19 protein-coding genes and 1 pseudogene are annotated in these 21,206 nt (G+C 60.3%); 12 read left to right on the top strand and 8 right to left on the bottom strand.

The window, feature by feature from the left end; genetic code table 11:
• The first annotated feature begins 74 nt into the window (after positions 1–74).
• Together EFB14_RS23015 and EFB14_RS23010 are read left to right on the top strand one after the other, a co-directional pair.
• Complete coding sequence (locus EFB14_RS23015; RefSeq protein WP_126829008.1) at positions 75–1,694, top strand: MBL fold metallo-hydrolase; 1,620 nt, start codon at positions 75–77, stop codon at positions 1,692–1,694.
• Positions 1,691–2,059, top strand: coding sequence for a hypothetical protein (locus EFB14_RS23010; protein ID WP_245438284.1), 369 nt, complete (start codon positions 1,691–1,693; stop codon positions 2,057–2,059). The genes EFB14_RS23015 and EFB14_RS23010 overlap by 4 nt, the downstream gene beginning before the upstream one ends.
• A 119-nt stretch (positions 2,060–2,178) precedes the next feature.
• On the opposite strand, the gene EFB14_RS23005 is transcribed toward EFB14_RS23010, so the two are convergent.
• The 3 genes from EFB14_RS23005 to EFB14_RS32995 all read right to left on the bottom strand — a co-directional run bounded on the left by EFB14_RS23005 (position 2,179) and on the right by EFB14_RS32995 (position 4,146).
• Entirely contained in the window at positions 2,179–3,003 is an 825-nt protein-coding gene (locus tag EFB14_RS23005) for a universal stress protein (RefSeq protein ID WP_126829007.1), read from the bottom strand.
• A 172-nt stretch (positions 3,004–3,175) separates the two neighbouring features.
• Positions 3,176–3,565 (bottom strand): hypothetical protein, encoded by a 390-nt coding sequence (locus EFB14_RS33000; protein WP_342635066.1) that lies wholly within the window; start codon positions 3,563–3,565, stop codon positions 3,176–3,178.
• A 422-nt stretch (positions 3,566–3,987) separates the two neighbouring features.
• Complete coding sequence (locus tag EFB14_RS32995; protein ID WP_164737563.1) at positions 3,988–4,146, bottom strand: hypothetical protein; 159 nt, start codon at positions 4,144–4,146, stop codon at positions 3,988–3,990.
• A gap of 69 nt (positions 4,147–4,215) precedes the next feature.
• Between EFB14_RS32995 and EFB14_RS22995 the strand changes: the two are divergent.
• Positions 4,216–4,986: pseudogene (locus tag EFB14_RS22995) on the top strand (SDR family NAD(P)-dependent oxidoreductase).
• Between the two features lie 548 nt (positions 4,987–5,534).
• Positions 5,535–6,317, top strand: coding sequence for a helix-turn-helix transcriptional regulator (locus tag EFB14_RS22990; RefSeq protein ID WP_126829006.1), 783 nt, complete (start codon positions 5,535–5,537; stop codon positions 6,315–6,317).
• 15 nt (positions 6,318–6,332) lie between these two features.
• Here the strand turns inward: EFB14_RS22990 and EFB14_RS22985 are convergent, their stop codons facing one another.
• Entirely contained in the window at positions 6,333–6,656 is a 324-nt protein-coding gene (locus EFB14_RS22985; RefSeq protein WP_126829005.1) for a hypothetical protein, read from the bottom strand.
• Between the two features lie 385 nt (positions 6,657–7,041).
• On the opposite strand from EFB14_RS22985, the gene EFB14_RS22980 reads away from it, so the two are divergent.
• From EFB14_RS22980 to EFB14_RS22960, 5 genes are read left to right on the top strand one after another with little or no spacing between them, the layout of a single operon-like run.
• Positions 7,042–8,064 carry a UDP-glucuronic acid decarboxylase family protein gene (locus EFB14_RS22980; protein WP_126829004.1) on the top strand — a complete coding sequence of 341 codons (1,023 nt, stop codon included), beginning with the start codon at positions 7,042–7,044 and terminating at the stop codon, positions 8,062–8,064.
• A gap of 1 nt (position 8,065) precedes the next feature.
• A complete protein-coding gene (gene galE, locus EFB14_RS22975; protein ID WP_126829003.1) occupies positions 8,066–9,049 on the top strand; it encodes a UDP-glucose 4-epimerase GalE in 984 nt (327 codons plus the stop codon).
• Positions 9,046–10,911 carry a glycosyltransferase family 2 protein gene (locus tag EFB14_RS22970; RefSeq protein WP_126829002.1) on the top strand — a complete coding sequence of 622 codons (1,866 nt, stop codon included), beginning with the start codon at positions 9,046–9,048 and terminating at the stop codon, positions 10,909–10,911. The genes galE and EFB14_RS22970 overlap by 4 nt, the downstream gene beginning before the upstream one ends.
• Before the next feature lie 36 nt (positions 10,912–10,947).
• On the top strand, positions 10,948–11,469 hold the full coding sequence (locus EFB14_RS22965; RefSeq protein WP_126829001.1) for a DUF995 domain-containing protein: 522 nt from the start codon (positions 10,948–10,950) through the stop codon (positions 11,467–11,469).
• A gap of 3 nt (positions 11,470–11,472) precedes the next feature.
• Positions 11,473–12,441, top strand: coding sequence for a glycoside hydrolase family 26 protein (locus EFB14_RS22960; RefSeq protein ID WP_126829000.1), 969 nt, complete (start codon positions 11,473–11,475; stop codon positions 12,439–12,441).
• Between the two features lie 64 nt (positions 12,442–12,505).
• Here EFB14_RS22960 and EFB14_RS22955 read toward each other — a convergent pair whose 3' ends face one another.
• Entirely contained in the window at positions 12,506–13,795 is a 1,290-nt protein-coding gene (locus tag EFB14_RS22955; protein ID WP_125846759.1) for an ABC transporter substrate-binding protein, read from the bottom strand.
• Positions 13,796–13,942: 147 nt separating this feature from the next.
• Between EFB14_RS22955 and EFB14_RS22950 the strand changes: the two genes are divergently transcribed.
• Genes EFB14_RS22950 through EFB14_RS22940 form a run of 3 tightly spaced genes read left to right on the top strand, consistent with a single transcriptional unit; the run spans position 13,943 to position 17,842 of the window.
• A complete protein-coding gene (locus tag EFB14_RS22950; RefSeq protein WP_126828999.1) occupies positions 13,943–14,989 on the top strand; it encodes a LacI family DNA-binding transcriptional regulator in 1,047 nt (348 codons plus the stop codon).
• Positions 14,979–16,835: a DUF2264 domain-containing protein gene (locus EFB14_RS22945; RefSeq protein WP_126828998.1), complete on the top strand. Its 1,857-nt coding sequence runs from the start codon at positions 14,979–14,981 to the stop codon at positions 16,833–16,835. Before EFB14_RS22950 ends, EFB14_RS22945 begins: the two co-directional genes overlap by 11 nt.
• The gene (locus tag EFB14_RS22940) at positions 16,832–17,842 is read left to right on the top strand and encodes a hydroxyacid dehydrogenase (RefSeq protein ID WP_126828997.1); all 1,011 of its coding nucleotides are present in this window, start codon (positions 16,832–16,834) and stop codon (positions 17,840–17,842) included. Before EFB14_RS22945 ends, EFB14_RS22940 begins: the two co-directional genes overlap by 4 nt.
• Positions 17,843–17,861: 19 nt before the next feature.
• On the opposite strand, the gene EFB14_RS22935 is transcribed toward EFB14_RS22940, so the two are convergent.
• Genes EFB14_RS22935 through EFB14_RS22925 form a run of 3 tightly spaced genes read right to left on the bottom strand, consistent with a single transcriptional unit; the run spans position 17,862 to position 21,204 of the window.
• Complete coding sequence (locus tag EFB14_RS22935; RefSeq protein ID WP_126828996.1) at positions 17,862–19,139, bottom strand: Gfo/Idh/MocA family protein; 1,278 nt, start codon at positions 19,137–19,139, stop codon at positions 17,862–17,864.
• Positions 19,140–19,180: 41 nt separating this feature from the next.
• Positions 19,181–20,011 (bottom strand): sugar phosphate isomerase/epimerase family protein, encoded by an 831-nt coding sequence (locus EFB14_RS22930; RefSeq protein WP_125846754.1) that lies wholly within the window; start codon positions 20,009–20,011, stop codon positions 19,181–19,183.
• A gap of 29 nt (positions 20,012–20,040) precedes the next feature.
• A complete protein-coding gene (locus EFB14_RS22925) occupies positions 20,041–21,204 on the bottom strand; it encodes a dihydrodipicolinate synthase family protein (protein ID WP_126828995.1) in 1,164 nt (387 codons plus the stop codon).
• Positions 21,205–21,206: the final 2 nt, after the last annotated feature.

Raw genomic sequence — 21,206 nt, 5'->3', positions numbered from 1 at the left:
CACCCTTCATTGATCTGACGCAAAGCGGACGGTGCTCCCGCCGGTTAGCATGCATGAACAATCGAGGGCAGGCCATGTCGGATCCAGTCTTGTATTTCCACGGTGCAGCCGGATCAGTCACCGGCTCCTGCTTTCTGCTGGAATCTCGTGGCGTTCGAACCATGATCGATTGCGGCATGTTCCAAGGGTCGAAAACGGAGAAGGAGCTGAACTATCGGTCCTTCCCGTTCGAGCCGGCTGCTGTTGACGCGGTCATTTTGACCCACGCGCACATCGATCATTCGGGTCTTGTCCCCAAGCTGGTGAAGGCGGGGTTTGCAGGACATATTTACTGCACCGCTGCCACCTTGGACCTTTGCACGATCATGCTCCAGGACTCCGGCCATATCCAGGAATCGGAAGTCGAGCAGCTCAATCGCCGCAATCGTTGGAGATCACGGGACGTCATAGAGCCGATATACGACGCCGATGACGCGCGAGTGGCGATGACGCAATTTCGACCCGTTGCCTACAAAGAATGGCAGGAGCTTTCAGGCGGTCTCCGCTTTCGGTTCTGGGACGCCGGTCATCTACTCGGCTCTGCCTCGGTCGAGATCGAACTTCAGGGAACGGATAGACCGATCCGGATGCTGTTTTCAGGCGATATCGGCCCACAGCATAAATTGCTGGAGGCGGCACCCGAAGCGCCGCAGGGGTTCGACTATGTCATCTGCGAAAGTACCTATGGTGATCGTGAGCGGGCGGAGGTTTCGGATGAAGCACGGCGCGGGATGCTTCGCGAGATCGTGCTGAAGGCTCATCATCCAAACGGTGCTTTGCTGATCCCATCCTTCGCAGTCGAACGAACCCAGGAGCTTCTGGCCGACCTCAACACTCTGATGGACGAGGGTAAGCTGCCGCGCTGCCCAATCGTGATCGACTCGCCGCTTGCCTCGCGCGCCACGGCGATTTTCAAGCGCCACGCCCGATTCATGGCGAATGGCAACTTGCTGGTGAAAGCGCTAAACTCCAAGAACGTGCGCTTCACGGAAACAGCGGAGCAATCGAAGGCGCTCGACCTTCTGCGTGGCTTCCACATTATCATCGCGGCGAGCGGAATGTGCGAGGCCGGGCGTATTCGCCACCGTCTCAAGAACTGGCTTTGGCGTGACGAGGGCAGCGTTCTCATCGTCGGTTTCCAGGCGGAGGGAACGCTCGGACGGATTCTGCAGGATGGAGCCCGAACAGTCAGGATCCAAGGCGAAGAAATCGTGGTGCGCGCCGCGATCCACTCTCTGGAGGCATACAGCGGCCATGCCGACGCAACGGAGTTGATGCAGTGGGTGGCTGCGCGCACCCCTGTTCGAACAGGACTGTTTCTGGCCCATGGCGAAGTGGCCGCACGCGACCAGTTGAAGTCCCGCTTGGCTTTGGAGCAGCCGGGTATCGCGGTCCTCACGCCGTCGCTCGACGCCTGCTACCGTCTGACGGGGCAAGGCGCGGAACTCGTAGCTCCAGTTTCGCAGCGCCCGCGTCTTACCGGGCACGAGGTTGGGCACCCCGATTGGCACAATGAGTACCAGTCGATCGTTCTCGATTTGGAAGAGCGGTTGCGTCGTCGAGCCGATCGAAAGGGACGAGCGCTAATCCTGCGGCGGGTGAAAAGAGCGCTTGAAGATGAACCGATGGAAGCTGAAGTGACAGGAGAACAATGATGTTGGTTACAGATCGTGACTGCCAAAGTGGAGGAGCGCGATTTGCCGTGCCGACGCTCGGCGAAATCGAGGGAAAACTTCTGGTTTCCGAAGCTATCGCAATCGCCTGTTTGCGAGAGCTTTTCGCTCACTCGGACGATACTGCAGTGCCCTCACTCAAGCGCCGGATCAGACGATTGCTTGAAACGCGTTGCCACGCGGAAAAACTCTGCCACGATGATACGGAAGCGGCGGTGGAATATGCTTTTCAACTGGTGGAGGCGGCGGCCGAAGCGGCAGGTAGGAAGACGGCAGTTTCATCGAAGCCCGGCGGCTGCGAGACAATTCGTCGGTTGAGGGCAATGCATGGTCCTTCGCGTAGTTAGGCTGAAACGAGAGAATATGTATGAGGCGCGCATATGTTGCCTGCTTCCCAGGCTCTCCTTGCTATAGGAATTTGGTGCCGTTTGCCCGAATTCGGTCTTTGAAAATGGTCTGTCGACGCTCAATGCGACAGCAGGACCGGTAGGCTGATATTGGTCAGCACGGTTTGGGTGGCGCCGCCGAGGACGAATTCGCGCAGCCGCGAATGGCCAAATCCGCCCATGACGAGAAGGTCTGCCCGCAATTCGAAGGCCTTGGTCTGTAGCACTTCGCCGACCGGTTCGCCGCGCGCACGCACGCGTGTTACCTCCGCTATTATGCCGCTCTTCAGCAGATTCTCGATGAGATAATCGCCCGTCTCGTATTTCACCGGCTTCTCGTCGATGACCGAGAGCAGGCAGACCTTGGCGGCCCGCTCCAGGAAAAACGAGGCATCATGTGCTGCCCGTGCGGCAGTGCGGCTGCCATCCCAGGCGATGGCGACGTGATCTATCCGGCCACCGAAAGGTGCCGGCGGATATAGGATGAGCGGCCGACCGGATCCAAACAGCACTGCCTCGATGATCGGGCGGGAAATCCCCGCCGATTCCAGAAGCACGAGATCGTAGGCGCGCGATGCTTCCGAAAGGACCTCGACGACGAAAGGCTCCGCCGTCTTGATCTCGCGTGTGCGCACATCCACGGAAGCGGCTTTTGCCGCATCGACTGTCATCCGGATCAGCGCCGCGGCGTTCTTGCGGCTCAGCGCCCCGGCATCTCGCGCCATCTTTGCAGCGTCGATGATCAGCGACGACAGTGCATTGGAGACGTCGGGAACGGTAATCTCCACCGCACAGACGGTAAGCGTCGCCTGCATATGATGCGCAAGTGCGACGGCATTGGCGATCATGAATTCCGAAGTCGCATCCGGATAGGTGAGCAGCGGAAGAAAGAGGTGTTGCTTCATGCGAATCTCCAAACGGAAAGAGGTGAAACCTGATATTCGCCGCAGTCTCGCATTGCCCTGGAATTATGAATTGACGTGCATCAAAGATGACGCCTTCTCGGTGGGGCGTCGTTGTTCACGGAGTTGCTGTGGACGGCGGCCATCTCGGTGCGCTGGCTACAGTTCCGGGTTCTTACTCCGAAACCCGCGCAACTCTTGCCGGCTTGCTTTCGACATAAACACCTTGCCGCCATGCATGGAGATCATCTGCGCCAATTCGGATGCGCCCATCCGGTTCGACATCGCCGCGATCATATTTCGCCGAAGCGATCTGGCTGAACAGATCGATATTCTCCTGAAGCCGGCTCTCGTCGCAACGTTGTGGTTCTGCAACATCGAGAAGGGCTTCCTTGTCAATGACGACCATCTGACTTGCGCCGCCGGCATCCATCGCAAGCAACGCTTCGTCGCCGGATGATTTCATCATTCCACTGATTAGCTTTAATGACATTGCCTTATCTCCGGGCAGGTTGATTTCTATGGAAAACCTGCCGCAGAAAAGTTCTTGGACTATCGGGGGCAAGCGCTGCAAACCTATCCCAGCATGAAAAGCATACCTTGATACATATCAAGGAAATGGCTTGCCGAATGAACGCCTCGCGTTGGTGCTGCAGGGTTAGGGAGCTACACGTACGGCACTCAGCCCAAAAAGGGCGACCCAAAAGCACAGCCTGTCCATCGTCCCGCTCCAGCGACGCGCCCCTGACTACACAGTTTCATAAATGGTGTTACGGCTCACAACACCTCGAATCTCGACCAATTTTACAAATCTCTGTGCGATCACGCCCCCGCAACCAAATACACAAAGCCCGCCTCGTGCGGGCTTTTGTGTATCTGGTAACGGGTCGACGATCTAACCGCCTAATCAGAGGCCCGAAAAAAGCCGAAGCCGACCCAGCGGGACAGAACGTCAAAGCATGCCTCCAAAACCAAATCTTTCCCAAGCTAAAAGACAGATAGCCATTCAAGTCGCTTCACAGAAAGCTCCTCCGCGTAAGCGTCGAGGAGCTTTTTTTGTTTCTGCGCAGTGTCCAGTTCGCCGGCGTGCAGCTTCTCCAGATGATCGTGGCGCTGCAACGCCTCGAACCGCTTCCCTGTCATCATCGCGGCTTCCCATCTGGCATCCGCACGCCGACGCTGCCATAAATGAGCTTCATCGAGGGAGGCACCATGATGCAGAAGAATGCGCCTGACTTCAGCCTTGTGGGCAAGGTGACTTTGGTGACGGGAGCAAGCCGTGGTATCGGTCGAGCTTGCGCACTCGCCTGCGCCGCAGCTGGCTGAGATATTGTTTTGGGGGTCCGCGATGTCGCGGCGTCGGCGGGCCTGGTTGCCGAACTCGAGGGCACGGGACGAAAAATTCTCCCGGTTGAACTGGACCTTCCCAACAAGGCTCATATCGCCCAAGCCGTCGACGCGGCGCTCACTGCGTTCGGACGGATAGACATCCTCGTCAACAATGTCGGCGTGGCGCCGGGCAATCTCGCGGAGCTTGTTGATGAGAAGGACCTTGACGAGATACTTGATGTCAACATCAAAGGCACCTTTCTGATGACGCAGGCAGTAGGCCGTCACATGATCGCGCGCAACGGGGGCCGGATCATCAACATCAGCTCACAGGCCGGCACTGTGGCACTGCGTGGCGAGGCAATCTACTGCATGAGCAAGGCGGCGATCAATCATCTCACGCGCTGCCTTGCAGCCGAATGGGCACGCTATGATATCACCGTAAATACCGTATCGCCGACGTTCATCCACACGGATGGTACAGCGCCATTTCTATCCGATGCCGACAATCGCAAAGCGACACTCGGTCACATCCCACTTGGCCGGATCGGTGAAACCGATGATGTAGTGGGTGCCGTAGTCTTCCTTGCATCGCTGGCTGCGAGCCTAATCACCGGCGCAAACCTGCTGGTGGACGGTGGATGGTCCGTCGCCTGAGGTCGAGGCGCACCTGTAGCGTAGTCTGATAGAGACGAGAACGGCAGTCTCTCCAGATAAGGATCGCTCATGCGGACTCGATCGATATCAATTCGGGCGAAGGTAGATCCGCAACAGCAGAATAATCCTGCCGCTAAGGACACTTCCGCGGCACGCGGCAGGCGCGAGCGATGTGGTATATCGCAGTCATCGCCCGGTCGTAGAACTATCTCGAATGCTTTTCTGTCTAATATTCAAGTATCGTCGCGCGTGACGGATTCATGGCAAAATGTACTGAAATATTACGTTTCTTGAATTGCCTATAACGGAGGAAGGAGTAACGTTAAAGTATTCATTCCAGTAAAAATACAACCAAAATGTGGTAAATCTTGGTTTTCACTCCCTAAAACTAATTACTTTGGGCCATTTCCTTCCTTCTAAATCCGTATTAACATAATTAAGAAATGTCTAAAAAATAAAGCGGTGACATCAGGGGCCGGCATTTCACAATATCCAGTACCCGCCATCGCTAAACGTCTGAGTAAAGTGTAACGCAAGGGGAGGCGTATATGTTCATGACAGGCTCAGGAGTGGAGAATACGGACCAAGGGCGGAAGTTGGGTGTGTCCGCAGATACTATAATGGTCGTAGCCAGGGCGGATTTGTTTTCAGAATGCATGGTTGAAGCACTTGCAAAGAAATTTCCGAACTGTGAAGTATCTAGTATAACGAGTACAAAACCGATGCTGGAAAAGGATACCAGCGATACGAAGCTCGTTTTATTTTATCATATACCCGGTCCGGAGCTCCATGAGGCGCTGCAGGCCGTCCGTGAAAATCATCCCGAAACCTCGATCGGACTTGTCGTCGAAGCAATCGATATGCTCGAACCCTATGTCCGCCGGCTGGTGGAGGCAAGAATCATCGACGGTGTCCTGCCGCTCAACCTTAGGCTCGATGTCTTCATGGCGGCGGTGGATCTGCTGATGAAGGGCGGCGAGCATTTCCCTTCCGCGCTCCTCAATCGCCTCGCCAACAAGAACGACCAGTTGGAGCCTTCGCTCTATCAGACGAAATCGGTCGACGCGGCACGCAACAATGCGCTCAAGCTGAGACGCGACAGCATCTCCTCATTGACGACCCGGGAAGTTCAGATCCTGGATCTCATCTGCAAGGGGACGCAGAACAAGATCATCGCCGACAAGCTGCACCTTTCCGAAAACACCGTAAAGGTTCACGTCCGCAACATCTATAAGAAGATGAATGTGCGCAACCGCACGGAAGCCGCGTCCCGCTTCTTCAATGAGCACCCTGTCGGCGAAGACGATATGTCCGGCCGTTGGCGCAATTGATCTGACGCAGCTGCTTCAGATCGAGGGACGCGCAAAGCAGTGCGACTTCTGTCCGAAGCCGCTTGGGGAGCAGATATAAGGCGCCGAGCCGTGATAGGCGACGGCGCGGACCGGTGGGGAGGCCGGGCGCTCGGTCGCACTGGCCGGATAGGCGTAGGCCTTCGAGACGCGCGGCGCCTCGACCACGACGACGTTCTTCTTCGCGACGGCAGCGATATCGTCGCCGGCGATCGTGCAGGCCGTCTGTCCGATCGCAAGAAGCGTCGTTCCCCAGACAAACATAACAGAACGGAACGGGCGCCAGCCTTTCAGCTCCGCTGCATCTTGTTTTTTCCACATAGCCAAACCCCCTCGCATATGGCGCTTCCGATACAAGTCCGGCCGTGCAATCGAGCGCGACCAGCCTCTCCCGTTCCCTCGTATATTAGCTTCATTGAGCGAAGCTTGAGCAGCAAAGGCGGGCATTTTGGCGGCAGAGTATTAAAAATGATTAATCATTTGTTAATTTGAAGAATAGTTGCGTAATTATTTTGGATACCTGGAATTTTTAAAGTTGACCTTAGCGCTAATAGTCCTATCATTTTAATAGTAATCCGGTTATTCGAAGAATAATTCCAAAAGTTGTTTATGGATGTATTCTTTGATCTATGAATATCCAGCGGGATAACCAAGGCATAAGTTGCGCACCAAACAAAAAGACTAAACACATGGGAGGGAGTTTGTAATGCGTAGTTTCGTTCCCAACGAAGGCACTTCTGAAGTGGCAGGCATACCGGCGCTCCAGGGGCAGGGCGCCGCTCTTGTAAATGGCGGGGCCGGGTTCCTTGGCTCGCATCTCTGTGAAAGGCTTCTGCAACGCGGCCACCGCGTCACATGCCTCGATAATTTTTCCACCGGCCGTCGTTCGAATGTCCAGCATCTTCTATCGAACGCCCGTTTCCACGTCATCGATCATGATGTTCGTCAGCCCTTCGATATCGAAGCGTCACTTATCTTCAATTTCGCCTCTCCCGCCTCTCCGCCCGACTATCAGCGGGATCCCGTCGGCACGCTGCTCACCAATGTGCTCGGCGCGGTCAACACTCTGGATTGCGCGAGAAAGACCGGTGCGACCGTGGTTCAGTCGTCGACATCGGAGGTCTACGGCGATCCGAACCAGAATCCGCAGCACGAATCCTATTGCGGCAATGTCAACCAGATCGGGCCGCGCGGCTGCTACGACGAAGGCAAGCGCAGCGCCGAGACCCTGTTCTTCGATTACCACAGAACTTATGGCGTCGATATCAAGGTCGGCCGCATCTTCAATACCTATGGGCCGCGCATGCGCCAGGACGACGGTCGGGTGGTCTCCAATTTCATCGTGCAGGCGCTGCGCAACGATGACCTGACGATCTACGGCGATGGCGAGCAGACCCGCTCTTTCTGCTATGTCGACGACCTCGTCGAGGGTTTCCTGCGCTTCTCGGCCGCCGGCAGCGCCTGCATCGGCCCGATCAACCTCGGCAACCCGGCTGAGATCACTGTTCGCCGCCTGGCGGAAATCGTTCTGGAGCTGACGAACTCGCGCTCGCGGATCGTCCACCTGCCCAGGGTCACTGATGACCCCCGCCAGCGGCGGCCGGATATTTCCCGCGCCATGGCCGATCTGGGCTGGCTGCCCCTCGTCGGGCTCGAAACCGGCCTGGCACGCACCGTCGATTATTTCGACGTGCTGCTTTCCAGCGAGAAGAAGGCGGAGGTCGTATGAGATGCCCCGCTACATTCTCGTCACCGGCGGCGCCGGTTTCATAGGCAGTCATATCTGCAAAGCTCTGTCGCGCGCCGGCATGATCCCGGTTACCTACGACAATCTCTCTACCGGACATGCCGACAGCGTCCGCTGGGGCCCACTCATTCGGGCCGAACTTGGCGATGCCGTCGCGCTGCGCCGAACGCTCGCGGAATTTTCCCCCGAATGCGTGATCCATTGCGGCGCCAATGCCTATGTCGGCGAATCCGTTGAAATGCCCAGGAAATACTACCGGAACAACGTCGTTGGCAGCCTCATTTTGCTGGAAGCCTGCCTCGACCAGGATATCGACCGGATCGTCTTTTCGAGCAGCTGCGCCACCTATGGCATTCCCGACTCGCTGCCAATACGGGAGGAAAGCCTGCAGCAGCCGGTCAATCCCTATGGCCGCACCAAGCTGATCTTCGAAATGGCGCTTGAAGATTTTGCGGCCGCCTATGGCATCCGCTTCGCCGCGCTGCGTTATTTCAACGCGGCCGGAGCCGATCCGGAGGGCGAGCTTGCCGAGCGTCATCAACCCGAGACGCATCTCATTCCGCGCGCCCTTCTCGCTGCCGCCGGCAGACTGGACCGGCTCGATGTCTTCGGCACCGATTATGCGACGGAGGACGGAACCTGCGTTCGCGATTATGTCCATGTCAGTGATCTCGCGCAGGCGCACCTTGCCGCCGTCAATCATCTGATCGCGGGCGGGGAATCGCTCAGCGTCAATCTCGGCTCCGGCCGGGGCACCTCTGTGCGTGAGATTCTCGAAGCGATCTACCGCACGACCGGCCGCGAAGTTCCCGTCCGTTATCGCTCCCGTCGCGCCGGCGACCCGCCGATCCTCTTTGCCAATACGGCAAGGGCGCAGGCGGAACTCGGTTTCGCACCCGCTCTCTCGGATATCGATACGATCATCCGCACCGCCGGTCCCACCTTCGGGCTGGAGGTAAGGGCATGAGCGAGACTTCGCAGATCGGCTGCGGCGTCAGGACGGCGAAAACCGCTGCTGTGGACACCTTCGATCCTGTCTTCACCGGCTGGAAGCGTGCCGTCTATGGTCTCGGCATCTTCTGCTGGCTGGCCGCACTCGGCTATTTCTGGATCTGGTGGTGCCAATCCGCCCATATCATTTCCTGGACGGCCTTCGTGCTGATCACCCTCGTCGTTGCCTGGATCACGCTCGTACCGGCCTATTTCATCCTAATCTTTCTCGACGCGAGGACGGTCAGTCCCGCGGCACGCCTGCCGGAGGGTCGGGTGGCGATGGTCGTCACCAAGGCGCCGTCCGAGCCTTTCGCCGTCGTCCGCGCCACGCTTCAGGCGATGCTCGACCAGGTCGGCGTCGATTTCGATGTCTGGCTGGCCGACGAGGATCCGTCGGAAGAAACAAGGCGCTGGTGCGCGGAGCACGGCGTGCTGATCTCCACCCGAAAGGGTGTTGCCGAGTATCACCGCACCGCCTGGCCGCGCCGGACGCGCTGCAAGGAGGGCAACCTCGCCTACTTCTACGACCATTTCGGCTATGCGCGCTACGATTTCGTCGCCCAGTTCGATGCCGATCATGTTCCAACGCCGACCTATCTCCGCGAAGTGCTGCGGCCCTTCGCCGATCCTGAGGTCGGCTATGTCTCGGCTCCCAGCATCTGCGACTCCAATGCCGGGGCAAGCTGGGCGGCGCGCGGCAGGCTCTATGCGGAGGCAAGCCTGCACGGTTCGCTGCAGACGGGCTACAACAACGGCTGGGCGCCGCTTTGCATCGGCTCGCATTATGCGGTTCGCACATCGGCTCTTCGCCAGATCGGCGGCCTCGGCCCCGAGCTTGCCGAAGACCATTCGACGACGCTGATGATGAATGCCGGCGGCTGGCGCGGCGTGCACGCCGTCGATGCAATCGCCCATGGCGACGGGCCTGCGAACTTCGCCGATCTCGTCGTCCAGGAATTCCAGTGGTCGCGCAGCCTCGTCATGATCCTGCTGCAATATTCCAGCCGCTACATCACGCGTCTGCCCTGGCGGCTGAGATTTCAGTTCGTATTCTCGCAGCTCTGGTATCCGCTCTTTTCGGCGTTCATGGCCGTGATGTTCCTGCTGCCGGTAGCAGCCCTGCTGACGGGCCATGTTTTCGTCGATGTCACCTATCCGGATTTCCTGCTGCATTTCACGCCGATATCGATCGTGCTGACGCTGTTTGCCTTCTTCTGGCGGGCGACAGGCACCTTCAGGCCGTACAACGCGAAACTGTTCGGCTGGGAGGGGCTGGCCTTCATCTTCGTGCGCTGGCCTTGGTCGCTCGCCGGCAGTCTTGCCGCCGTGCGCGATCATATCTGCGGCTCCTTCGTCGACTTTCGCATCACACCGAAGGGGCGGCAGGAACAGCGGTCTTTGCCGCTGCGGGTCATCGCGCCCTATATCGGGCTCGCCGGGCTTTGCACCGTCGCCATGGCGCTCGCCAGCAATGCCGCTGCCGCCCAGGGCTTTTATATCTTCGCCGCGATGAATCTTGCGATCTATCTGTCGCTGACGGTGCTGATCGTCCTTCGCCATGCCATCGAAAACGATCTGCCGCTGCTGCCGCAGTCGCGCGGGCTTTGGCTTGCGACGGCTACCGGATTTGCAATCTGCATGACCGGTGGCATGCAGGCGGGCAGCCATGGCTTGCGCAGCCTCGAGGCCCTTTCCCATGGCCAGACGCTCGTCAGTTTCAGCCAATCGCAATTTACCGTGGCCGGTGCCGGCCTCGGCGGCAAGACCAGGATCGCGAAATTCCGCCTGAAATGGAACGGGTTCGGAAGCACGGGGCGGGATGAACAAGGTGTCTGAGCCGGCGGAACCGGCGGTGTCGGGTAGGAGAATGTAATGAGTATCGGATCGAGATTATATGGAGCGGCCCTCGCCCTCAGCCTGTGCTTGCCTGTGGCGGCACACGGCGCCGAGGCGGCGGGGAAGAAGGCGCCGACGCCACTCAGCGCCTATGAGCTCTATCGGATCTACGGCGACAGGACCTGGACCTGGGGCACCGGCGGCGGCCATTTCTTCGATGACGGCCGGCGGTTCGTCGCCTGGACCAACGACAAGGGCAAGCAGTCTTTCGCCGAAGGTAGATGGGTGGTCGACGATTTCGGCCAGCTCTGCATGCGCGCCACCTGGACGAATGCCGAGGGTGCTGGCCGCGCCAGCACCTGCTTCGGCCACCAGAAGATCGGCAAGGTCATCTACCAGCGGCGCCAACCGGACGGCAATTGGTACGTGTTCCGCCATGCAACGGCGCGGGATGATGACGAATTCCGCAAGCTCATTCCTGTGGACACCGTGAGCGCGAAGGCGCGCGAACTGAAGCAGGTCCTGCTGAGCCAGGAAGTCGCCCGAAAAGGAGGGTGAGCCATGAAGAAGCTGATGAAAAAAAACCTCTCGACCGCCGCAATCGCGCTGCTGTTGTTGTCGGCCGCCGATCTGCCGGGCCAAAGCGAAGTGCAATATGCCGGCATGATCCCGAACCCTGCGGCGAGTGTCAGGACGATCATCGACAAACGCCCCGTCCTGCATGCCGACGGCATCAAGTTCGGCGCCTACGATCCGAACGGCGATTTCGGCGCGCAGGCGAATGTCGCGACCGAGGCCCTGTTCCTGCCCTGGGAAGACGTCGACCTGGAAACGCTGCGGGCCGCCGATGCCTACGCGCAGGCGAGAGGCCGCAACCTGCTGATCACGGTGGAGCCTTGGTCCTGGGACGTCGACTGGCGGCTGACTTCCGACCAGCTTCGTCGAAAGGTCCTGCGCGGCGACTATGATGTCAACATGCGTGCGATCGCCCAGATGATATCCCAGCTGAAAAGCCCGGTGATCGTCCGCTGGGGACAGGAGATGGAGGACAAATCCGGGCGGTTCTCATGGTCCGGCTGGAACCCGCAGGACTATATCGCGGCCTACAAGCGGATGATGGACATCGTCCGCGAGGAGGCGCCCGGCACGGAGCTCATGTGGTCGCCGAAGGGGGAGCCCGGTCTCGACGCCTACTACCCCGGCGACAAATATGTCGACGTCGTCGGGCTCTCGGTCTTCGGCCTGCAGCGCTACGACGAGCTTGCCTACAACAAGCAACGGACATTCTCCGAGGCGCTGAAGCAGGGCTATGATCTCGTCGCCGGCTACGGAAAGCCCGTCTGGGTGGCGGAACTCGGCTATCAAGGCGGCGACGCCTACATGAAGCCCTGGATCGAAACCGCCACGCTGAAGCAGAGCGCTTTTCCGAACCTGCAGGAGGTCGTCTACTTCAACGACCGGGATGTGAATGCATGGCCGTTCGATCTCGGCCGGCCGGATTGGCGCGTGGTCGAAAGTCTGGCCAACTGACGTCTTTGAAAAGGGAGAGGCCCGCCGGGGTTTGCGGGCCTCTCCTCTCATGCCAGGCAGCCGATCATCCCTTGATCGTCGCCTTGCCCTCTTCGATGAGCCGGGTCGCCGCATCGGCGGGCGAGATCCGTTCGAAGGCAATTTCGTCGCAGAGCGGGCGCAGCACGCGCTGGTCGAACTGCGTCGATCCCATCGGCGCCGGCGCCGGATACTCACCGACCTGATCCTTGAGAAGATTGACGTATTTGACCGTCTCCTGCTCCGTCGGATTCAGCTGGGGCAGGATGGCTTCGCGCACCGTCGGGGACATCGGCACGCCGCGCTCGACGCCGAGGATCTTGCCGGCTTCGACGTCGTTAACGAAGAAGTCGATGAATTTCGCGGCGGCTTCGCCATTCTTCGTCGTGGCGCCGATGCTCCAGATCAGCGCGGGACGATAATAGTGGCCGGACGGCCCGCCCTTCTTCTCGCGCGGCAGCGTGGTGATGCCGATCTTGTTCTTGATGATCAACTGATAGCCGATCATCTGGTTGGAATAAGCCATGCCGATCGCCGATTTGCCGAGCGCCAGGCAATTGGTGTCGATCGTATTCTGGTCGAGCGTCTGCACGTCGGCGGCGACCGTGCCGCCCTTTTTGCGCAGGTCCTCCCAGTAGCTGAACCATTCCTTGGCATCGTCGGCGGCAAAGCCGAGGGTGCCGTCTTTGTAGAGGCTCTTGCCGCGCTGCCGCAGCCAGGCGTCGAAGACGTAGGCATAGCGCGCGGCATAGGGCCCGCCGGCAAAACCTTGCTTGCCGCCAGCCTTCGTCAGCTCGACGGCAAGCTTGGCATATTCGTCCCAGGTGAGGTCGGGTGTCGGCAGCGGCAGCCCGGCTTTTTCGAAGAAGACGGTGTCGAAGAACATCGCGAATGAATTAAGGCCGAGCCCGATGCCGTAGAGCTTGCCGTCGACGGTGGTGAGCTTCAGCATGTCGGCGCCGAAGGACTGGACCTTCAGCGTCGCGGGCACGAATTCGTCGAGCGCCAGGCAGGCGCCGCGTTTCGAATAGTCCGAGATCGTGCTCGGCTCCAGCTGGAAGACGTCAGCGATGGCGCGGCCGGCCATCTGGGTCGCGAGCTTCGTCCAGTAGCCGTCGCCGGAAAGCGATTCGCCGACCACGGTCACGCCGGGTGTTTTGGCCTGGTAGAGCTTGGCGACATCGAGCGTGCGTTTGGCGCGGTCGTTGGACCCCCACCACATGGCCCTGAGCTGCGTGTCTTCCGCAAAGGCCGGAATGGCGCTCCCCGCGCCGAAGGCGAGGCCGGCGGCGACGCCGGCAGAACCCGTCAGGAATGAACGGCGATTGACCTGCATGATATCCTCCTTGTTCCCAATATGCCCTCTGCCATCCTCCAACGGCGTGCCGGGGCATTTCGACGGACAGATTACGCAAAAAAATTTTCTTTGCAAGAATTAATGAATGTCTTGCAAATTTGCATTATTTGCATAGTGTTTGCCCCCATGAACGATCCGAAAACCAGACGGCCTCGACAGGCCGACATAGCCACTCTGGCCGGCGTCTCCGTCTCCACGGTGTCGCGCGTGCTCGCCAACGAACCCGGCATCAGCGAGACCGTCCGCCGCCAGATATTGAAGGTGGCGGCCGAACATGGCTACCCCGTCAAGCCTGCCATCGAGACCGTTGCCGGCGGGCTGGCGCTGATTGCGAGCGACGGCGTCACGGGCGGGCTCAGCATTTTCTATGAAGCGATCGTCGACGGCTTGCGCGCCGGAGCCGCCGATGCCGGCATGCCCTTCGATATCCGGCTGGTCCGCGAGGATCGGACCACGCCGGATGCGGTGCGCGACTATATGCAGGCCGCCGGCGCCGAAGGCCTCTTTCTCGTCGGCATCGATCCGAACGAGACGCTGCGCGACTGGCTGCAAGCCAGCATGACGCCGACCGTTCTCGTCAACGGCACCGATCCCCGGATGCAGTTCGACGGCGTTTCGCCAGCCAATTTCTTCGGTGCCTATGAAGCGACCCACCGCCTTTTGAAAGCCGGCCATCGTCGCATCCTGCATCTGACAGGATCGCATCGGCACACGATCCGGGAGCGTATCCGCGGTTTCGAGGCGGCGATCGCCGCCGTCCCCGGCGCCGAGGGCCGTCTCCTGCCCATGACCTTCCAGAGTAGCGCCAGCCGCGAGGCACATGAGCTGACGCTCGCAGCACTTGCCGAGAATGCCGGCTTCACCGCTGCCTTCTGCATGAACGATTTCATCGCGGTCGGCGTGCTCGAAGCGGCCAACGAGGCCGGCCTGCGCGTGCCGGAGGATTTCGCGATCGTCGGCTTCGACGATCTGCCCTGCGCGCTGATGACCAATCCGCGGCTTTCCACCATGCGCGTCGACCGCGCCGCCCTCGGGCGCGAAGCCGTGTCGCTGATGTTGTCGCGTTTCCGCGACAGGACAGCCCCTGCGCGCCACATCTGCCAGGCGGTCGTTCCCGTCCCGGGAGGGACCGTTCCAAATGCCGAACCCGTGAGAGATGCCGATGACCTATGATCCCGCCAGCGCCAACCCGCTTGCCGGCAATCCGCTGGAAACCCGCGCGGATATGAGCCGGGCCCTGCTCGCCCTTTTCGACCCGCTGCTTGGCTGTTTCTCGAAAGGCAATGCCCGCGTCAGGCTCAATGGCGCCGCCGCCCATTTCGACAGGGCGGCGGCCGATCTCGAAGGCTTCGCCCGGCCGCTCTGGGGATTGGCGCCGCTCGGCGCCGGTAAGGGAGACTTCGCCCATTGGCATCGTTTTGCCGAAGGTCTCGCAAACGGTACCGATCCCGCCCATCCGGAATATTGGGGCACGGTCAATGGCCGCGATCAGCGCATGGTCGAGCTTGCCGCTCTCGGTTTTGCCCTGGCGCTGGTACCGGAAAATATCTGGGAGCCACTCGACGCGCGCGCCCGCGGCAATGTCGTCGCCTATCTCAAGCATGCCAGACAATTCGAATATGCTGACAACAACTGGAAATTCTTCCGCATCTTCGTCGATATCGCGCTCGATCGCCTTGGCGTCGATTTCGACCGCAGCCTGACGCGGCAATATCTGGAGGAACTCGAAGGCTTCTATATCGGCGACGGCTGGTATCGCGATGGAAATGTGCGGCGTATCGACCATTACATTCCCTTCGCCATGCATTTTTATGGCCTGATCTATTCGAAGCTCGTCGACGACGATTATGCAAAACGCTACCGCGAGCGTGCGGTCCTCTTCGCCCGGGACTTCCGGCATTGGTTCGCCGCCGATGGGGCGACGATCCCCTTCGGCCGTAGCCTGACCTATCGCTTTGCCTGTGCCGGATTCTGGTCGGCGCTCGCCTTTGCCGATGTCGAGGCTCTGCCCTGGGGCGAGGTCAAGCATCTCTGCCTGCAGCATCTGCGCTGGTGGAGGGATAAGCCGATCGCCGATCGCGACGGCGTGCTGTCGATCGGATTCGGCTATCCGAACTTGCTGATGTCGGAGAGCTACAATTCCGCCGGTTCGCCCTACTGGGCTCTCAAGGCTTTCCTGCCGCTCGCGATCGCAGAGGATCATCCCTTCTGGACCGCCGGCGAGAAGCCGCCGGTGCCGGCGCCCGAGGTCGTTCCCCAGCGTCATCCCGGCATGGTGCTCATGCGGACAGGCGGCGATGTCGTGGCGCTGTCTTCCGGTCAGGAAAACCTGCAGATGCGTTTCGGCACGGAAAAATATGCGAAATTCGCCTATTCGACCCGCTACGGCTTCAGTGTCGAGTCCGATGAGCGCGCCTTTGCGCTTGCGGCCTTCGATTCGATGTTGGCCTTCAGCGAGGACGGCCTGCATTATCGGGTGCGCGAGACGAATGAGGAAGCCAGGCTCGCCGACGATGTGCTTTATGCGAAATGGTCGCCTTTCCCCGATGTCGGCGTCGAAACCTGGCTCGTGCCGCAAGCCCCCTGGCATATCCGCCTCCACCGGATCAGGGCCGGCCGGCCGCTGCGTATTGCCGAAGGCGGCTTTGCCATCGGCCGCCGGGATTTCGAGCTGGACAGGCTGTCGGCTTCGGATGGGGCTGCCTATGCGATCGGCGAAGCCGATTTCACCGGCATTGTCGATCTCGGCTCTTCGGTCAAGCGCAGCGGGCTCGCCCAGAAGGCGCAGCCCAACACCAATGTGATCGTTGCAAAAACCATTGTGCCGCAATTGCGCGGTCAGATTCCGGCCGGCGAGACCATCCTGGTGACGGCAGTGCTGGCGCTCGACGATCCCGCTGCCGTCTCGTCCGCCTGGACGAAACCGCCGAAAGCGCCGGATCTTGCGGTGCTGGAGGCCTTGGTCAGGGAAAAGGGCGTGACCGTCAGCGCCATCGAAGCGCCGGGACAGATGCCATGAGCCGTCCGGCCATCGTCCTTGCCATGCAACCATTGCGCACAGAGCATGTCCTGCCGGATGAGATCCTACGCCGGCTCAACACCGTCGGCCGCCTGCTCGACGCCGAGCCGCTGCAGCGCCTGGACGACGCGCGGGCAAGCCGCCTGCTTGCCGAAGCCGAAATCCTGATTACCGGCTGGGGGGCGCCTTATATCGGGCCGGAGATTCCCGCCGCCGCGCCGCAGCTTCGTCTCATCGTCCATGCGGCGGGCACGGTAAAGGGCGTCATCGACGACGCCGTCTTCGCAGCCGGCATAACGGTCAGCCATGCGGCCGAGGCCAATGCGGTGCCGGTCGCCGAATTCACGCTTGCCGCTATCATCTTCGCCGGCAAGCGCGCCTTCCGGTTCCGGGATCTCTACGTCGCCGATCGCAACCGCGACCGGACCCATCCGATGCAGCGCGAAGCGATCGGAAATTATGGCCGCACCGTTGGCATCATCGGCGCCTCGCGCATCGGTCGGCGCGTGATCGAGCTCTTGAAGCCCTTCGACTACAGGCTGCTGCTGTCCGATCCCACGCTCGATGCTGCGGAAGCGGCCGGCCTCGGAGCCGAAAAGGTCGATCTCGATGATTTGATGCGGCAGGCGGACATCGTTTCCTTGCACGCGCCCTCGCTGCCGTCGACGCAGCATATGATCGATGCGCGGAGGCTTTCGCTGATGAAGGACGGCGCGACGTTGATCAACACGGCGCGCGGCATTCTTATCGATGAAGACGCCCTGCTCTCGGTGTTGAAGACCGGCCGTATCGACGCGGTCATCGACGTCACCGATCCGGAGATCCCGGAGGCGGATTCGGCCTTCTACGATCTGCCGAACGTCTTTCTGACGCCGCATATTGCCGGCGCCATCGGGTTGGAGCGGGCCCGCCTCGGCAAGATGGCGGCGGATGAGATCGAGCGTTTCACAGCCGGTCGGCCGCTATTCTACCAGATCCGCCGGGAGGATCTTGAAATCATCGCCTGACGCATGCCGTGGCGAGCGATCAGCGCGATGTTCTCAGCGAATTCGGTGAGCCGTCATTGGCAAGCTCGGGCATCAGGTCGGCGATGTCGACCACCTTGCCAGTGCGCGAACTCGTCAGCGCGGCGATGCCGCAGAGCACGGACATGGCGCCTGCCCGCGTGCCGGCGCGCTGGCCGAGGCCGTCGTCCATGCCGGGCTTGAAGATCATGTTGCGCATCCGGTCGTCGCCGCCGTAGTGGCCGCCTGTAAAATGCGGGACGACGATCCGTTCCACCGCTTCCTTGCCATTCGGGAAATTGCGGATGAGCAGGATCGCATCCTCCTTCGGCTCTTCCCAAGGCTGGGCCTCGTATTGGCGAAGCTCGATGCGCCCCTTGGTGCCGTTGAAGGCAAGGTGATGGCCTTCGATCGGCTGGAAGGTATTCAGCGAATAGGAGACGTGAACGTTGTTGCGGTAGCGGAGCGAGACCACCATCGTATCGGGAATGTCGATATCCTCACGGAAGACGCAGCCGTCACGGAAGTAGCCGTCAATCTCAGAGGGATCCTCGTAGAGCTGATCGAGGAATGGATCAGTCTCGAGATCGAGATGGTAGTCGCATTCCTGCGTGTGCGGACAGAGCTTGCAGCGGGGACCACGGAACGGGCCCTTGCGGCCGTAGTTCTGCAGGTCGGCGAAGGAGGTGACGGATTCGGGATCGCTGTCGAGATACCAGTTCAGAAGATCGAAATGGTGGGTAGCTTTGTGAACGAAGAGACTGCCCGAATTTTCCGTATAGGCATGCCAGCGGCGGAAATAGTCGGCGCCGTGCTTGGTGTTGAGATACCAATGGAAGTCGACCGAGGTCACCCGGCCGATTTCGCCGGCATTCAGCAATTCCTTGATCTTGGCGGCGGTCGGCGCATAACGATAGTTGAAGGAGACATCGACCCGGCGGCCGGTGCGCTTTTCGGCGTCGAGAATCCGGCGAATTTTCTCGACCGAGGTGGTCATCGGCTTTTCGGTAATGACGTCGATGCCGGACTCCAGCGCCCGCACGACGATATCGTCATGCGTCTGGTCGGGCGTGCAGACGATGACCAGATCCGGCTTCTGTTCGGCGAGCATGGAATCTATGTTTTCATAGAGCGGAGCATTGCTGCCGATCATGTTGCGGGCGCGCTCGCCGCGCAGCGAATTCTTCTCGACGATGGCTGTGAGGTCAACATGTTCGCGCCAGCCGGCAAGCAGATCCTTGCCCCACATGGTAGTGCCGCGGTTCCCGGTGCCGATCAGGGCAAAACGGCGTTTCTCCATTGAATGATCCTCCTGCATGCGCGATGAAACGAATACTGAAATCAGGCCTGGCAACAGCTTCTGAACCGTTCGACGCAGGTGGCGATCACCTCGTCGGCCGGGCGTTTCCACCAGTTTTCGGCCGAAAAGATCTCCACCTCCTGCGCGCCGAAGAAGCCGGCGGCCTCGACCATCCGTCTTATGCCTTTGAGATCGATGACGCCATCGCCCATCATGCCGCGGTCGAGCAGCATGTCCTTGGTCGGCACCAGCCAGTCGCAGATGTGATGGGCGAAGATGCGGTTCATGCGCCCGGCGCGGGCAATTTGGTTGGCAAGGTCGGGATCCCACCAGACATGATAGACATCGATCGCAACGCCGACATCCTCGCCGAGCTGTTCGCACATGTCGAGCGCTTGGCCGAGCGTGTTCACACAGGCCCGGTCGGCCGCATACATCGGATGCAACGGTTCGATGGCGAGCTTCACGCCGGCAGCCCGCGCATGCGGCAGCACGGCGGCAATACCGTCGAACACCATTTTCCGGGCCGCAACGATATCCTTCGAACTATCAGGCAGGCCGCCGACGACGAGCACGAGGCAATCGGCGGAAAACGCGGCCGCCTCGTCGATTGCGCGTCTGTTGTCGTCGAGGTTCTTCTGCCAGTCGGCATCATTTGCCGCCGGAAAGAAACCGCCGCGGCAGAGACCGGTCAGCTTGATGCCGTTCGATTTGACGATGCGCACGGCTTCATCGAGACCGGCCCTGGCGACCTGGTCGCGCCAGGGCGCGATCGAAGTGATGCCGTGCTTCAGGCAGATATCGACGGCTTCGGCAAAGCCGCATTGCTCGCGGATCGTCGCGAGATTGATCGAAAGTCCCTCGACCTGCATGCCAGTTCCTCCCATTGCCGCGTCGGCGTTCAGTGGACGCCGTGGACGGCAAGCACCTGTTTCATGCGCGTCGCCGCGAGTTCCGGATCGGCGAGAACGCGGGCCTTGTCGGCCAGCCGGAAGAGTTCGGCCAGATGCGTCAGCGAGCGCGTGCTCTGCTGGCCGCCGATCATCGTGAAATGATCCTGCAGGCCGTTCAGATAGGCGAGGAAGACAACACCGGTCTTGTAGAAGCGCGTCGGCGCCTTGAAGATATGGCGAGACAGCGGAACGGTCGGCTCAAGCAGATCGAAGAACTCGCCGTTGCTCTTGCGGCCGAGCGCATCGAGCGCGGCGGAAGCTGCCGGCGCGATGGCGTCGAAGATGCCGAGCAACGCGTCGGAATGGCCCTGTTCGTCGCCGGCGATCAGTTCGGCGTAATTGAAGTCGTCGCCGGTATACATGCGCACGCCCTTCGGCAGCTGCCGGCGCATCGTCACTTCCTTCTCCTTGGAAAGAAGCGAGATTTTGATGCCATCGACCTTTGCGGCATTAGCTTCGATCACCTCGAGGCAGGTTTGCATCGCCTTCAGGTGGTCGCCGTAGCCCCAGTATCCCTCGAGCGCTGGATCGAACATCTCGCCGAGCCAATGGATGATGACGGGTTCCCTTAGCTGGCGAAGGATCCGGTCGTAAACTCTGATATAGTCGTCCGGTCCCTTGGCGGCTGCGGCAAGCGCCCGGCTCGCCATCAGGATGATGCGTCCGCCAGCGGCTTCCACCGTTTCGATCTGTTCTTCATAGGCCTTGATGATCGTGTCGATGGTCACGTCGGGGCCGGGCGTCAGATGGTCGGTGCCGGCGCCGCAGGCAATCAGCGCATCCTTGCGGCCGGCCGCCTCGGCAAGCGCGCGTCGGATAAGATCACGGGCTTCCGGCCATCCGAGGCCCATGCCGCGCTGTGCAGTATCCATCGCCTCGGCCACGCCAAGCCCAAGGTCCCAAAGCCGATGGCGGAAGGCAAGCGTCCGTTTCCAGTCGATCGCCGGTGTCAGCCACGGATCATTGTCGGCGAGCGGATCGGCCACCACATGGGCCGCCGCAAAGGCGATGCGCGGGAAGCTCTTGGCGTCCCGCTTTTTAAGCTCGATCGGCGTGCCGGTTAGCGTATAAGAAACGATCTTGCCGTCGAGGGGAAGATTGATCGTCGTCACGG

It is taken from the genome of Rhizobium fabae, assembly GCF_003985135.1.
In the GTDB taxonomy this organism is placed as follows: Bacteria; Pseudomonadota; Alphaproteobacteria; order Rhizobiales; family Rhizobiaceae; genus Rhizobium; species Rhizobium pisi.
This window is presented reverse-complemented; position numbering and strand designations above follow the sequence as displayed.